This window comes from Ideonella sp. A 288, assembly GCF_002198735.1.
Classification (GTDB): Bacteria; Pseudomonadota; Gammaproteobacteria; order Burkholderiales; family Burkholderiaceae_C; genus Pseudaquabacterium.
This window is the reverse complement of the sequence record NZ_MWLO01000162.1, coordinates 1-14104: the sequence shown is the minus strand read 5'-3', so window position 1 is coordinate 14104 and position 14104 is coordinate 1. Positions and strand designations below refer to the sequence as shown.

The window sequence follows — 14104 nt, the reverse complement described above, 5'->3', positions numbered from 1 at the left end:
AGGCAGGGTGCGCCGTGCCGTGAACGACCGAAATCGTGGTTCGATATGCGCAAAGCGAGGAAGTCCGCCGGGCCTTCGGCACCCGGCGGCCGACTTCAGCCGTTCACTTGTTGAGGTAGATCTGGTCGAACACGCCGCCATCGGCGAAATGCGCCTTCTGTGCCCTGGCCCAGCCACCGAACACCGCATCGATGGTGAACAACTGCACCTTGGCGAACTGCTTGTCGAACCTGGCCGCCACCTTCGGGTAGGTCGGTCGGTAGTGGTGCTTCGCGGCGATGGCCTGGCCTTCGGGGGTGTACAGGTAGCGCAGGTAGGCGTTGGCCACCTCGCGCGTGCCGCGCTTGTCGGCCACCTTGTCGATCACGGTCACCGGCGGCTCGGCCAGGATCGACAGCGAGGGCACGACGATCTCGAACCTGTCCGGGCCCAGTTCCTTCACCGCCAGATGGGCCTCGTTCTCCCACGAGATGAACACGTCGCCCACGCCGCGTTCGACGAAGGTGACGGTGGCGCCGCGCGCGCCGGAATCGAGCACCGGCACGTTCTTGAACAGGGTGGCGACGAAGGCCTGCGCCTTGGCCTCGGAGTTGCCGAACTTCTTCAGCGCGTAGCCCCAGGCGGCCAGGTAGTTCCAGCGGGCGCCGCCCGAGGTCTTGGGGTTGGGCGTGATCACCGAGACGCCGGGCTTGACCAGGTCGTCCCAGTCCTTGATGCCCTTGGGGTTGCCCTTGCGCACCAGGAACACGATGGTCGACGTGTAGGGCGCGCTGTTGTGCGGCAGGCGCGCCTGCCAGTCGGCGGGGATCAGCTTGCCCTTGGCGGAGAGTTCGTCCACGTCGTAGGCCAGCGCCAGCGTCACCACGTCGGCGTCCAGCCCGTCGATCACCGATCGGGCCTGCTTGCCCGAGCCGCCGTGCGACTGCTTGACGGTGACCGTGTCGCCGGTCTTGGCCTTCCAGTGCGCGCCGAAGGCCTTGTTGAAGTCGGCGTAGAACTCGCGCGTCGGGTCGTACGACACGTTGAGCAGGGTGATGTCCTTGGCGGCGGTGCCCAGCGCGGCCGCCCCCAGCGCCAGGGCCAGCAGGGCGGTTCGGGTGCGGCGGATGAAGGGGCGGTGCGGCATGGCGAAGGGTCCTGGATGGGGGGCGCTGAAGGAATGGGCGGATGCTAGGCAGCCGCCCTCATCCGCAGAACGAAGCGATGCGAGCTTCCTTATGTGATCGGCGAATAAGCTGCCGCGCCATGGGGGTGGCCGGTGTCACCCCGGTTGACCGGCGGGCTGTTCCAGCGCTGGGCGCAGTGGCGCGCCCTGGCGATCTTCAGCCCGGGCAGCACCAGCCATCGGGCGGGCGGGTCGACCGGGTTCATGGACGCGTGCTTTAGGTGCTGTGGTTGCAGGGTGCCGCTGTGGGCACCACCGGCGCTGGGGCGAACGAAGGAAAGCGACGCAGCACATGACGACGCTGGCGCGCCGGGCCACCGGGTGGTCCGGCGCACAGACGGTGTGGCGGACAAGCGCCATAAGGACGGCGAGGGGCGCCGTCCGGTGTCCCCTGGTCATCGGGAGCATTCGAATGAACTCACAAGCGATCTGGCGGCGTCTGGGCCTCACACTGGGCGGCGCGGCCCTGGTCTGGAGCGTCGGCTGCGCCAAGCTCGACGATGCCCCGCTGGTGGTGGCCGGCAGCCCCGCCGTCTCGGCCGAGGTGGCCGACATCGACATCACCACGAACGTGAGGATGGCCTTGCAGCAGGACGATTCCGTCAAGGACTTCAACATCGAGGTCCACACCACCAAGGGTGACGTTCGGCTGACCGGTGCCGTGGACACCCAGTTGCAGGCCGATCAGGTCGATCGGCTGGCGCGTGCGGCGACCGGCGTGCACGCGATCCACAACGAGGTGACCGTGCGTCCCTGAACGCCGGGGCCCGACCGCGCCCGGCCCGCGAACCGGCGGGATGGCGCCCACCCCCGCGACACGGCATGATCGCGCCCTGGAAATGCGCGGTGGTCGTCCAACCCGTCGGTCGGGTGGAGCCGCGATGCGTTGGGGGATGTCGTGCGCTGGTTGTCCTGGGTGTTGTTGGTGTCGGTGCTCGCCACGGGCGGCCTGGCCGCTGCGCTGTGGTGGGGCCAGGAGCGGCTGATCTTCCAGCCGGTGGCCCTGCCGGCCGACCACCGCTTCTCGCTGCCGCCCGATGTGCACGAGGTGGACATCGAGGTGCCCGGCGCGCGCCTGCACGCCCTGCACCTGCGCGTGCCCGATCCCAAGGGCGTGGTGTTCTACCTGCATGGCAACGCGGGCAACCTGTCCACCTGGTTCGTCAACCCCGAGTTCTGGCGCTCGATGAACGTCGACCTGTTCATGGTCGACTACCGCGGCTACGGCAAGAGCACCGGGCGCATCGCCAGCGAGGCGCAGCTGCTCGACGACGTGCACGCAGCCTGGCGGTCGATCGCGCCGGCCTACGTTGGCCGGCGGGCGGTGTTCCTCGGCCGGTCGCTGGGCACCGGGCTGGCCTCGCAGCTGGCCGCGGGGCTCGAGCCGACGCAGCGCCCCGACCTGCTGGTGCTGGTGTCGCCCTACCAGAGCCTCGACGCGCTCGCCGCTGAACATTACCCGTGGGCGCCGACCTCGCTGTTGCGCTACCGCCTGCGCAGCGACGAGGCGCTGGCCCGCATCGCATCGAGCTGCCTGTCGCTCGGCCAGTCCGCCACCACCGGCGAGACGCGCCGCGACATGGCCGTGCTGCTGCTGCACGGCGAGCGCGACACGCTGATCCCGCCGCACCACAGCCACGCCCTGGCGGAGCACCTGCCCGGGGGCATGCTCGGCGCCGTGTCCGGCCTGCGCGCGGACGACGTGCACGCCCTGCACGATCTGGCCGATCGGCTGCCGGGCGGCGCGCTGATCACCATCGCCGGGGCTGGCCACAACGACCTGCAGGAGTTTCCGGCCTACCTGAACGCGCTTCGGCAGGCCATCGGCGCCGTCATGCGCTGAGCGGCTGCGGGGCGGCCGAACCGGCCCGGCGCTGCTGCGGGCGACAATGCGGGTCCATTGCCCCCCGATCGCCTGCCATGAGCATGAAGAAGACCGACCTCGCCCGCCGCCTGGAACAGAAGCTCGAGGGCGCGCGCAAGGGCGCGTCCGTGCCAGGGCGGTTTGCCGCCACGGCACTGCCCGATCGCCGCGAACAGCGCCGCATCGATGCCGCGGCCGGCCTGGTGCCGTTCGCCTGCAAGCTGCCCGCCGAACTGACCGACACGCTGCGCGAGCGCGCGGCCGCGCATGACGGTGGCATCAACGGCCTGGTGGCCGAACTGCTGCGTCGCGCGCTGGCGGCTTGAATACCGGCGCTTGAGGCGCACGGTGCCGCTCAGCCGTTGCCGCGGCCCTGGCGCAGGTGCGGTGACGGCCGCGTGACGCGTGCGTCGAAGGGCAGCACCAGGTCGCCGATGAAGCGGCGGATGCGCTCGATGTAGGCCTGCGTCTCGGCGAACGGCGGCACGCCCTTGTAGCGCTCGACCGTGCCCTCGCCGGCGTTGTAGGCGGCGGCCACCAGCGTGACGTCGCCTTCGAAGTAGGCCATCAGCCAGCGCAGGTAGGCCATACCGCCCTTGATGCTCTGTGTCGGATCGAACGGATCCTGCACATTGAAGCGCGCCGCCGTGTCGGGGATCAGTTGCATCAGGCCCTGCGCGTTCTTCGGCGACACCACCGTCGGGTCGAAATTCGACTCGGCGGCCATGATGGCCAGCACCAAGTGCGGCTCGAGGCGGTACTGCGGCGCGAGCTTCTTCACCAGGTCGACGATGGACTTGGGCGCCTGCGGCGGCACGCTGCGGGCCACGGCGTGGAACACCGGCGGCGGATCGTCGTCCACCACCGCCACGGGCGGGGCCGGCGGCGGCTCGGGCGGGCGCAGGCAGTCGGGCACCTCGGCCGCGGCCGGGCCCAGCGTGGCCAGCATGCGGCGCGACGGGCCGTCGCCCAGTGCCGCCGCGGCAGCGAAGAACCACGCCGCCTGCGCATCGTCGCGCGGCACGCCGCGGCCGTGGGCATGCATCCAGCCCAGGCTGTACAGCGAGGCCGTGTCGCCCAGGCGCGCCGCCTGGCAGTACAGCGCAGCCGCGCGGGCGCCGTCGCGCGCCACGCCTTCGCCGTGCTCGTGCGCGGTGGCGTCGGCCCGCAGCCGCAGCACCTCGATCGCCAGGGCCGGCGCCACCAGTTGCGGCGTCACCGCGGCCAGTGGCGCCAGCGCCGACTGGGCTGTGGCCAGGCCACACAGGCTGCCGAGGACCAAGGCCAGCGTCCACGCCCCCCTGCGCCGGGCGCCGCGCGCACGACCTTGCCGCGCCGACACAGACGGGCAAGTCGGCGCAGGATCGGCGGCGTGCGGCAAGGGCTGGGTGGGCTGGGGCATGGAGAGGGTTTACCCGCGGTTGGCTGCGGGACCTGCACTCTAGCGCTGACGGCGACCGTGCGCCTGCCGACCCACCACGACCGAGGGGGGTGCATCCCTAGGACGTGGGCCGGGCCCATGCCGCAGTTCACGCCCGCGGCTGCCTGGCAGCCAGCGGTCGCGCGAGAAACGGCACAGCGGTACTGGCCCATCGGCCGCAACGAAGTGGCCCGGACCGGATCTGGCGCCCGCCGACGCGGGCCCAGGCGTTCGCTGCCTTCGACCGGGCGGTCGTAGACTGCCCGCTCCCTTCTACCCCACCCCAGGCAAGACATGAGCGGCAACCCCGGCGATTGGCGTTTCGAAACCAAATCCGTGCACAGCGGCTACACGCCCGAGCCCACCACCCACGCGGTCGCGGTGCCCATCTACCAGACGGCGGCCTATTCGTTCGACAGCGCGCAGCACGGCGCCGACCTGTTCGACCTGAAGGTGCCGGGCAACATCTACACGCGGATCATGAATCCGACCAACGACGTGCTGGAGCAGCGGCTCGCGGCACTCGAGGGCGGCATCGCCGCGCTGGCACTGGCGTCGGGCCAGGCGGCGGTCACCTACGCCATCCAGACCATCTGCGAGGCCGGCGACAACATCGTGGCCAGCAGCGCGCTGTACGGCGGCACCATCAACCTGTTCGCACACACGCTGCCGCAGTACGGCATCACCACGCGCTTCGCCGACTACCGCAACCCGGCCAGCTTCGAGCCGCTGATCGACGAGCGCACCAAGGCCATCTTCGTCGAGTCGCTGGGCAACCCGCAGGGCAACATCACCGACTTCGCGCCGCTGGCCGAGATCGCCCACCGCCACGGCGTGCCGCTGATCGTCGACAACACCGTGCCCAGCCCCTACCTGTGCCGCCCCTTCGAGCACGGCGCCGACATCGTGGTGCACTCGCTCACCAAGTACCTGGGCGGCCACGGCACCAGCATCGGCGGGGCCATCGTCGATTCGGGCAAGTTCCCGTGGGCCCAGCACAAGGCCCGCTTCCGGCGCCTGAACGAGCCCGACGTCAGCTACCACGGCGTGGTCTACACCGAGGCCCTGGGCCCGGCGGCCTACATCGGCCGCGCCCGCGTGGTGCCGCTGCGCAACATGGGCGCGGCGCTGTCGCCGTTCAACGCCTTCCTGATCCTGCAGGGCATCGAGACGCTGGCGCTGCGCATGGAGCGCATCAGCGACAACGCGCTGGCGCTGGCGCGCTTCCTGAAGTCGCACCCCAAGGTGGGCTGGGTCAACTACGCCGGCCTCGAAGACCACCCCGACCATGCGCTGATGCACAAGTACCTGGGCGGCCGCGCCTCGGGCCTGTTCACCTTCGGCGTGCAGGGCGGGCGCGCCGCCGGCGAGCGCTTCCTCGACGCGCTGAAGCTCTTCACCCGGCTGGTCAACATCGGCGACGCCAAGTCGCTGGCCACGCACCCGGCGTCGACCACGCACCGGCAGCTGTCGCCCGCCGAGCTGGCCACCTCGGGCGTCACCGAGGACACGGTGCGGCTGTCGATCGGCATCGAGCATGTCGACGACCTGAAGGCCGACCTCGATGCGGCGCTGGCCGCCGCATGACCCCGCACCGCGGCGCTTGCCGCCGCGTGAACTTGCACCGCGCCGCGTCAAGCCCCCGGGGACGGGGGCGGCCCACAATGCCCCGATGACCGAACTGATCGTCATCCGCCACGGCGAGACCGACTGGAACCGGCAGCACCGCTTCCAGGGCCAGATCGACGTGCCGCTCAACGCCATCGGCCTGCAGCAGGCCGAGCGGCTGGCCGAGCGGCTGGTGGACGAACCGATCGAGGTGCTGGTGGCCAGCGACCTGCAGCGCGCGCAGGCCACCGCCGCGCCGCTGGCTCAGCACCGCGTGCCGCAGGTGCTGGTGGAGCCGCTGTGGCGCGAGCAGTCCTTCGGCGTGCTCGAGGGGCTGGACGTGCCCACCATCCGCTCGACGCACCCCGACCTGTGGGCGCAGTGGACGCGCCACGAGGCCGACTACGCCCTGCCCGGTGGCGCCGAGAGCAACACCGCCTTCTATGCCCGCATCGAGCAGGCGCTGGCAGCGCTGCTGGCGGCCCATGCCGGCCGGCGCGTGGCCGTGGTCACCCACGGCGGCGTGCTCGACATGCTGTGGCGCCGCGTGCAGGGCCAGCCGCTGCACGGGCCGCGCACCTGCGACATCCCCAACACCGGCATCAACCGCCTGCGCTGGCACGATGGCGGGCTGCAGATCGTGCAGTGGGCCGACGCCGCGCACCTGCAGGGCCTGCCCGAGCAGCCGAGCACGGCGCAGCAGGCGGCGGCCACCGGGCGCTGAGGCTGGGCGCACTGGTCCGGCGGCCCCCGGGCGCCGGGTCGGCGCCCTGCCAGACCGTCCAGCGCCGCACGCAACCGGTCTAAACCATCCAAGTGGATGGTGATAGGATGGCGGAATGCCACCTCGCAGCACCTCCGCCCTGGTCGCGGCCAAGCCGACCGACGAGAAGATCACCATCAACCTGGGCTATGTCGACCTGGGCCAGATCGACCTGCTGGTGCAGGACGGCTTCTACGCCAACCGCACCGACCTGATCCGCACGGCCATCCGCAACCAGCTGGCGGTGCATGCCGACGCGGTGAAGCAATCGGTGGCGCGCAAGACGCTGGTGCTGGGCATCCAGCACTTCAGCGCCGCCGACCTGCGCGCGGTGGTCGCGGCCGGCGAGGCGCTGCAGATCCGCGTGCTCGGCCTGGCCTCGATCGCACCCGATGTGACGCCCGAACTGGCGCTGGACGCCATCGAGTCGGTGGTGGTGCTGGGGGCCTTGCACGCCAGCCCGGCCGTCAAGGCCGCGCTGGCCGGCCGCATCCGTTGAAACCTTTGTCAGGACCTCCATGAACCCCACCTTTCAACGCTGGATGGCCCGGGCGACCGAGCTCACCCGCGACGGCAAGCTGCAGCGCGCCACCGAGGCCATCCAGGCCGCGCTGGCCGGCGTGGCCGCGCGCGTCGGCCCGCGTGACGCCGACGTCATCGACGTGCCGGCCCGCGAGGTGACGCCCGGTGGCGTTGCCGGCGCGGCGCCCGATGTGACGACACCGCCGCGCCCGGCGCCCGCCCCCGGCCAGTTCATCGACGGCCACCACGCCGATGCGGCGGCTGGCAGCCGCGACTTCAAGCTCTACGTCCCGCCCGGCGGGCCGGTGCAGGCGCTGCCGCTGGTGGTGATGCTGCACGGCTGCACCCAGGACGCGGCCGATTTCGCGGCCGGCACCGGCATGAACGACGCCGCGCAGGCGCGCGGCTTCTTCGTGCTGTACCCCGAGCAGTCGCGCAGCGCCAACCCGCAACGCTGCTGGAACTGGTTCAAGCACAGCCACCAGCAGCGCGGCCGTGGCGAGCCCGCGCTGCTGGCCGGCATGGTGCGCGAGGTGGTCCAGCGCCACGGCATCGACCCGCGCCGCGTCTACGTCGCCGGCCTGTCGGCGGGCGGGGCGATGGCGGCGATCCTCGGCGACGCCTACCCCGAGCTGTTCGCCGCGGTGGGCGTGCACTCGGGCCTGGCCACCGGCGCTGCCAAGGACCTGGGCTCGGCCCTGCAGGCCATGCGCGCCGGCGCGCCGGCCGCGGGCCCCGCGGCGGGGCGTCCGCCCACCATCGTCTTCCACGGCGACCGCGACACCACCGTGCACCCGGCGAATGGCGAACACGTGCGCGTGGCGGTGTCGAGCGGCGATGCGTCGCACACCGAGCGCGCCCGCCAGGGCGATGGGCACGACCACACGCGGCAGGTCTACCGCGACGACAATGGGCGCGTGGTGGCGGAACACTGGGTGGTGCATGGCGCGGGCCATGCCTGGTCTGGTGGCCGCGCGGCAGGCTCGTTCACCGATGCCAGCGGCCCCGACGCCACCGACGCGATGCTGCGCTTCTTCTTCTCGAACTCGCTGCCGGCCGCCGATGCCACGCAGCCCGGGGCGCCGGCCTGAGCACCGGCCGGGCCACGCGAACACGGTGACGGCGCCACGCACGCCAAGGGGCCATGGAATCACGACGTGACCGCAGCCTGAGCCGCGCCCAGCGCGCGGCGCTGGCCCGCATCGAGGGCCTGATGGAGTACTGGCAGATCGGCCTGCACGAGCTGGGTGATCTGCCGCTGGTGCCGCCGCCACCGCCCGCGCCGCCGGTGAAGTACCGCCACCCCAAGACCGGCGACACCTGGGACGGCCTGGGGCCCCACCCCGACTGGCTGCGCCACGCGCTGCTGAAGGAGGGCTACACGGTGGCCGAGCTCAGCCCGGCGAACCAGGCCCCGGCGGAAGCGCCGGCCGCCGCTGAACCGCCGACGCGGCTCGATTCGCCGGACTGAGCTCGCCGGACAGATCGCCGCCGCCAATCGCCGTCGCCGATAGCCCGCCGGCGCCGCGCCGGCTGACGCTGCACCGGCCCCGTCAGGCGCCGTGGTGCGCCAGCGCCGGCAGCCCCAGGGCGGCGTACACCCCGTGCAACTGCCGCCGCAGCCGCTCGGACTGCGGCTGGGCATTGGCGCGCGGCTGCAGCAGGTTCTGCGCGCCGGCCAGCCCGCCCGAGCGCCACAGCGCGTCGAGGTGGATCTGCTCGAACAGGTCGCGCTGCGCGTGGCTGCCGCCGATCGACACCAGCCGCGGCAAGGCCAGCGCCAGCGCGTCGGCGGCCTCGGCCCAGCGCCCGCGCGCATGGGCCAGCAGCCCGCGGCAGGCCGGCACCGCCACGCGCTGCCAGGCCTCGCGCGAGGCCTCGGGGGCCTGCGGGGCGAAGCGCTCCACCTGCGCCATCAGCGTGTCGGCCTCGGGCCGGCCCGCGCGGGCCAGTCCGTAGAGGTACTGCATGTCGAGGAAGGGCTGCACCTGGTCGGCGGTGCGGCCGACGAGCCACGGCGCCAGCGCCTCCCAACGGCCTCCCACCGCCACCCCGGCCAGTTCCAGCCGAGCCAGCAGCGACACCGCGCCCACCTGGTCCTGCGAGTAGGCCTTGTCCACGCCCCACACCTGCTCGTCGTGCAGGCGCAAGGCCGCGGCGTCGTCGCCCAGCTCCAGCAGGAACACCGCCAGGTGCCACCAGTTGTGCGTGCGCATGAAGGACGTGAGCCCGGCCCAGCCGCCGCTCGAATCCTGCAGGAAGGCCGCACCCTCGCGCAGCCGCCCGTCGGTCAGCATCACGTGGGCCAGCGCGTGCTGGGCCCAGGGCTCGTCCGGGCGCATGGCCAGCGCGCGCCGGGCCGACACCTCGGCCTCGTGCAGCCGGTGGCACTGTTCCCACGCGAAGGCGGCCATACCGTGCACCCAGGCCACGTCGGCGGAAGCCGGCAGGGCCTTCAGCGCCAGACGCAGCATGGTCGGCGAGTCGCCCAGGTTGAAGGCGTGGTACTGGCCAAGCTTGAGCGCGGCCAGGTCGCGCGGGTGCCGCTCGGCCAGCGCCTCGTGCGTGGCCAGTGCGCCGCGCAGGTCGCCGGCCACCCAATGCGCCACGGCCTGGGCGAAAAGCCGCTCACGTTCGGTGCAAGGCAGCGCGGCGCGCTCGGCGCGGGCCAGGTGCCCGCGTGCCGCCGGTGGGCCGCCCGGCGATTCCGAGAACATCCACAGCGCCGCGGCGCAGGCCTGCACGATGACGCTCTCGTCCTGCCCGGCCGCGGCCAGCACGTCCAGGATGCGCGGCGTGTAGCCGAGGAAGCCCTCGACGAAGCCGGCCACCGCGGCGGCGCTGGCCGCGTGCTGCAGGCTCAGCGGGTTGCCGAACGGATCGTGCGCCGCGGCCATGCGCTCAGCCCCAGCTGAGCAGCGACAGGTCGTTGACGAACAGCGGCATGTCGCGGGGCACGCCCTTGACCCCGGCCTTGGCCACCGTGATCCAGGTGGGCTGGTACAGGTAGGCCAGCACCGCGTCGTCGGCCACCAGGCGCTGGGCCTCGGCCACCAGCTTCAGGCGCGTGGCGCTGTCGGCGGTGGCGTTGATGCGGTTCCACAGGTCGTTGAAGCGCGCGGACTCGTAGTTCCAGTAGTAGCCCGGCCGCGCGAAGTTGCCGAGGTCCAGCGGCTCGACGTGGCTGATGATGGTCAGGTCGTAGGCCTTCTGGCCGTACACGCCCGACAGCCACTGCGCCCACTCGACGTTTTCCTGCTTGGCCACGATGCCCACCTTGGCCAGCATCGCGGCGATGACCTCGCCGCCCTGGCGTGCATAGGGCGTGGGCGGCAGCTTCAGCGACAGCTCCAGCGGTGTCGTCACGCCGGCCTCTTTCAGCAGCGCCTTGGCCCGCTCCGGGTTGTAGGCGTTCACCGCCGTGAGGTCGACATAGCCCGGCGCGCCCGGCACGTAGAAGCTGCCGATCGGCGTGCCGAAGCCGTCGGCCGCGCCCTCGACCACTTGCTTGCGGTCGATGGCCATGGCGATGGCGCGGCGCACGCGCACGTCGTCCAGCGGCTTGCGGCGGTTGTTGATGGCCACCACGGTCTTGGCGCGAGAACCGCCGATCAGCACCTGGAAGCGCTTGTCGGCCTTGAACTGCGCCAGGCTCTTGGCCGCGGCCACGCGGGGGAACACGTCCACGTCGCCGGCCAGCATCGCCGCCACCTGCGCCGCGGCGTCGCTGATGAAGCGCATCGTCACCCGGCGCAGCTTGATCGCCTTGGCGTCGCGGTGGCCGTCCCAGCGCGCCAGCACCACGGCCGATCCCTTGGCCCAGTTCTCGAGCTTGTAGGGGCCGGTGCCCACCGGCTGGGTGGCGTTGGTGGCCACGCTCTTCGGCTCGACGATGATGGACGTGGCCTGGCCCAACTGGAACAGGAAGTCGGGGTTCGGGTTCTTCAGCGTCAGCACCGCCGTCAGCTCGTCGGTGAGCGCGATGTTGACGATGTTGGCGAAGACCGCCTTGTCCTTGTTGGTCGAGTCGGCCGCCGCGGCGCGCTCGAAGGCGTACTTCACCGCCTTCGCGGTGCAGGGCTCGCCGTTGTGGAATGCCACGCCGGGCCGGAGCTTGAAGGCCCAGGTCTTGTTGTCGGGCGTGACCGTCCAGCTCTGCGCCAGCAGCGGCGTGATGGACGAGTCGGCGTGGACCTTGGTCAGCGTCTCGAAGACGTTGTACAGCACCACCTCGGCGATGGCCGACGCCGCGCCGGCCGTGGGGTCCAGGCCCGGCGGCTCCAGCGTCATGGCCAGCACCAGCGTGTCCTTCTTCGACTGGGCCTGGGCCAGCCAGGGTGCGAGCCCCAGCGTGGCGCCGAGTGCGGCGGGCAGGGTCAGCGCGGTGCGGCGGCGGATCATGGCGGGGGCTCCTGGGGGGCACGTCGTGAGACGACAACGGACAAATGCTAGCCGCAACGGCGCGGCGACCATCGGGCCGCGCCTGGGGCCCAGCCTCGGGCTACCATGGCGCATGACCGGCGCACACAACGCCCCCGCCCTGCCGCCCGATGACCCGCTGCGCGAGGAACTGCACAACGAGGTCCACGCCCGGCCGTCGCCGCGCATCCGCCTGCCGGCGCTGGTGGTCTACGTGGCCGTGCTCAACGAGGGTGTCAGCCGCGAGGCCGAGTGCGAGCACCTGCGCCGCCTGCCCGGGCAACAGCACCTGTCGATGGCCGACCTGCAGCGCAACTTCCTGCGCTTGCGCTGGGGCACGCACACCGTCAAGTGGGAGCGGCACAGCGAGTTCACGCGCTACTCCATCGTGCAGGCCCTGCCCGAGGGCGCCGACCTGGGTGCCGGCGAGCCCGAGCTGCTGCCCTCGCTGATCGTCGATGCGGCCTGGCTGCGCGAGATCCCCGGCCGCACCGTGGCCGCGATCAAGCTGGTGATGGTGCACGGCTCGCTGGACGACGCGCCCGCCACGCTGGCCCAGGCACGGCAGTGGTTCGGCGGCGGCGTGGTCGTGGCCTCGCGGCTGGGGGCCGGTGGCATCGGCGGCGGCGGCCACCCGGCGGACGGGCACTCGCTGGCCGTCACCGATTTCCGCCTGCGGCGCAACGGGTTCGAGCGGGTGCTCGTCATCGCGCCGCCAGGCACCACCGACAGCCGCGCCGGCCGCGTCTCGCAGCGCCTGCTCGAGCTCGAGACCTACCGCCTGATGGCCCTGCGCGGCCTGCCGGTGGCCAAGTCGCTGGGGCCGATGCTGGCCGAATCCGAGCGCGCCCTGGCCGACATCACCGCACGGCTGGAAGACGCCCGCAGTTCCGACCAGGCGCTGATGGACACACTGATCGCGCTGGCCGCCCGCGTCGAGCGCGCCACCGCCGAGCATGGCTACCGCTTCTCGGCCACCCAGGCCTACGACACCCTGGTGCGCCAGCGCATCGCCGAGCTGCGCGAGCGCGCCATCCCCGGCACGCAGACGCTGGGCGAGTTCATGCAGCACCGGCTCTCGCCGGCCATCGCCACGGTGGCCGCCACGGCGCATCGCCTGGGCTCGCTGTCGCAGCGCGTCGAGCGCACCAGCGCCCTGCTGCGCACGCGCGTGGACATCGCCACCGAGGCGCAGAACCAGCTGCTGCTGGCCAAGCTGACGCGCGGCCAGGAATTGCAGCTGCGCCTGCAGTCCACGGTGGAGGGCCTGTCCATCGCGGCCATCTCGTACTACGTGATCAGCCTGGTGCTGTACGGCGGCAAGGCGGCCAAGGCGGCGGGCCTGCCACTGAACCCCGAGGTGGTGGCCGGCGCGGCGATCCCGCTGGTGCTGTGGGGCGTGTGGTCGGCCACCCGCCGCATCCACCGGCGCCTGCACAGCGGGCCGCCCTGAGGGCGGCGCGATGCTGTCGGTCTCGATCGGCCCCGTGGCCCTGCCGGTGGCGCCGCTGCTGTGGGGCGCGGCCCTGTGGACGGCCCATGCGCTGGCGGTGCGCCTGGCCGGCCCCGACGGCCCGGCCGCCGGCCGCGCGGTGGGCTGGGCGGCGGCGATCGGCCTGCTGGCCGCGCGCCTCGGCTTCGTGCTCGGCGCGCCGGCGGGCTATCTGGCCTCGCCGCTGCTGTTGCTCGACCTGCGCGATGGCGGCTGGTCGCCGGCCGTCGGCGTGGCGGCGGTGGTCGCGGTGCTGGCCGGCTGGGCCTGGCGCACGCCGCCGCTGCGGCGGCCCATGGCGGCCGGGCTGGCCGGCGCCGCCGCGGTGTGGGGCGTGCTGTCCGTTGCCGTCGGCGTGCTCGGGCCGTCGCGCCAGGAGGCCACGCTGGCCGAGCTGTCGGCGCCGCCCGCGCCGGCGCTGACCGACCTGAGCGGCCGGCCGGCCGACCTGGCGGTGCTGGGCCGGGGCCTGCCCACGGTGGTCAACCTGTGGGCCACCTGGTGCGGCCCCTGCCGCGCCGAGATGCCGATGCTGGCGAGCGCGCAAGCGCAGGCGCCGGGCGTGCGCTTCGTCTTCGTCAACCAGGGCGAGGACGCGGTGCAGGTGAACCGCTGGCTGCTGGCGCAGGGCTTCTCGCTGCAGCACGTGCTGCTCGACCCCGGGTCGAGCCTCGGCGTGCGGGTGGGCTCGTCGGGGCTGCCGACCACGCTGTTCTACGACGCCAGCGGCCGTTTCGTCGCCGGCCACATGGGCCTGCTCAGCTCGGCCTCGCTCGCCGCCCGCCTGGCGGCGCTGGCACCCACACCCCCGCAACCCGCCACCGGCAGCCCACGATGACCGCTCCCAAACC

At 72.6% G+C, this 14104-nt stretch carries 15 protein-coding genes; 10 read left to right on the top strand and 5 right to left on the bottom strand.

Features of this window, described 5'->3' with window-relative positions; translation table 11 throughout:
• Nucleotides 1-103: 103 nt before the first annotated feature.
• Both EOINJALH_RS30080 and EOINJALH_RS32080 read right to left on the bottom strand, forming a co-directional pair.
• Complete coding sequence (locus tag EOINJALH_RS30080; RefSeq protein WP_088287243.1) at nucleotides 104-1126, bottom strand: sulfate ABC transporter substrate-binding protein; 1023 nt, start codon at nucleotides 1124-1126, stop codon at nucleotides 104-106.
• 89 nt (nucleotides 1127-1215) lie between these two features.
• Nucleotides 1216-1371, bottom strand: a complete 156-nt coding sequence (locus EOINJALH_RS32080) for a hypothetical protein (protein ID WP_158219955.1) — start codon at nucleotides 1369-1371, stop codon at nucleotides 1216-1218.
• A 206-nt stretch (nucleotides 1372-1577) separates the two neighbouring features.
• On the opposite strand from EOINJALH_RS32080, the gene EOINJALH_RS33085 reads away from it, so the two are divergent.
• From EOINJALH_RS33085 to EOINJALH_RS30065, 3 genes are all read left to right on the top strand, one after another.
• Nucleotides 1578-1922: a BON domain-containing protein gene (locus EOINJALH_RS33085; protein WP_234414108.1), complete on the top strand. Its 345-nt coding sequence runs from the start codon at nucleotides 1578-1580 to the stop codon at nucleotides 1920-1922.
• A gap of 141 nt (nucleotides 1923-2063) precedes the next feature.
• Nucleotides 2064-3008, top strand: coding sequence for an alpha/beta hydrolase (locus tag EOINJALH_RS30070; RefSeq protein WP_158219954.1), 945 nt, complete (start codon nucleotides 2064-2066; stop codon nucleotides 3006-3008).
• Between the two features lie 77 nt (nucleotides 3009-3085).
• Nucleotides 3086-3355, top strand: coding sequence for a hypothetical protein (locus tag EOINJALH_RS30065; RefSeq protein WP_088287239.1), 270 nt, complete (start codon nucleotides 3086-3088; stop codon nucleotides 3353-3355).
• A gap of 29 nt (nucleotides 3356-3384) precedes the next feature.
• Here EOINJALH_RS30065 and EOINJALH_RS30060 read toward each other — a convergent pair whose 3' ends face one another.
• A complete protein-coding gene (locus EOINJALH_RS30060) occupies nucleotides 3385-4311 on the bottom strand; it encodes a transglycosylase SLT domain-containing protein (RefSeq protein ID WP_234414107.1) in 927 nt (308 codons plus the stop codon).
• Between the two features lie 432 nt (nucleotides 4312-4743).
• Between EOINJALH_RS30060 and EOINJALH_RS30055 the strand changes: the two genes are divergently transcribed.
• The 5 genes from EOINJALH_RS30055 (at nucleotide 4744) to EOINJALH_RS30035 (ending at nucleotide 8813) form a co-directional block, all read left to right on the top strand.
• A complete protein-coding gene (locus tag EOINJALH_RS30055) occupies nucleotides 4744-6036 on the top strand; it encodes an O-acetylhomoserine aminocarboxypropyltransferase/cysteine synthase family protein (protein ID WP_088287236.1) in 1293 nt (430 codons plus the stop codon).
• An 85-nt stretch (nucleotides 6037-6121) separates the two neighbouring features.
• Entirely contained in the window at nucleotides 6122-6781 is a 660-nt protein-coding gene (locus EOINJALH_RS30050; RefSeq protein ID WP_088287234.1) for a histidine phosphatase family protein, read from the top strand.
• A gap of 115 nt (nucleotides 6782-6896) precedes the next feature.
• Nucleotides 6897-7319 (top strand): CopG family transcriptional regulator, encoded by a 423-nt coding sequence (locus EOINJALH_RS30045; RefSeq protein WP_088287232.1) that lies wholly within the window; start codon nucleotides 6897-6899, stop codon nucleotides 7317-7319.
• 19 nt (nucleotides 7320-7338) lie between these two features.
• On the top strand, nucleotides 7339-8433 hold the full coding sequence (locus EOINJALH_RS30040) for a PHB depolymerase family esterase (protein WP_088287230.1): 1095 nt from the start codon (nucleotides 7339-7341) through the stop codon (nucleotides 8431-8433).
• Nucleotides 8434-8486: 53 nt separating this feature from the next.
• Complete coding sequence (locus tag EOINJALH_RS30035; protein ID WP_088287228.1) at nucleotides 8487-8813, top strand: H-NS family nucleoid-associated regulatory protein; 327 nt, start codon at nucleotides 8487-8489, stop codon at nucleotides 8811-8813.
• Nucleotides 8814-8895: 82 nt separating this feature from the next.
• Here the strand turns inward: EOINJALH_RS30035 and EOINJALH_RS30030 are convergent, their stop codons facing one another.
• Nucleotides 8896-10239, bottom strand: a complete 1344-nt coding sequence (locus tag EOINJALH_RS30030) for a tetratricopeptide repeat protein (protein ID WP_088287226.1) — start codon at nucleotides 10237-10239, stop codon at nucleotides 8896-8898.
• A 4-nt stretch (nucleotides 10240-10243) separates the two neighbouring features.
• Nucleotides 10244-11743, bottom strand: coding sequence for an ABC transporter substrate-binding protein (locus tag EOINJALH_RS30025; protein ID WP_088287224.1), 1500 nt, complete (start codon nucleotides 11741-11743; stop codon nucleotides 10244-10246).
• Between the two features lie 112 nt (nucleotides 11744-11855).
• Here EOINJALH_RS30025 and EOINJALH_RS30020 point away from each other — a divergent pair, with 112 nt between their 5' ends.
• Together EOINJALH_RS30020 and EOINJALH_RS30015 are read left to right on the top strand one after the other, a co-directional pair.
• Nucleotides 11856-13214 (top strand): DUF3422 family protein, encoded by a 1359-nt coding sequence (locus tag EOINJALH_RS30020; RefSeq protein WP_088287222.1) that lies wholly within the window; start codon nucleotides 11856-11858, stop codon nucleotides 13212-13214.
• Between the two features lie 10 nt (nucleotides 13215-13224).
• Nucleotides 13225-14091, top strand: coding sequence for a TlpA disulfide reductase family protein (locus EOINJALH_RS30015; RefSeq protein ID WP_088287220.1), 867 nt, complete (start codon nucleotides 13225-13227; stop codon nucleotides 14089-14091).
• Nucleotides 14092-14104: the final 13 nt, after the last annotated feature.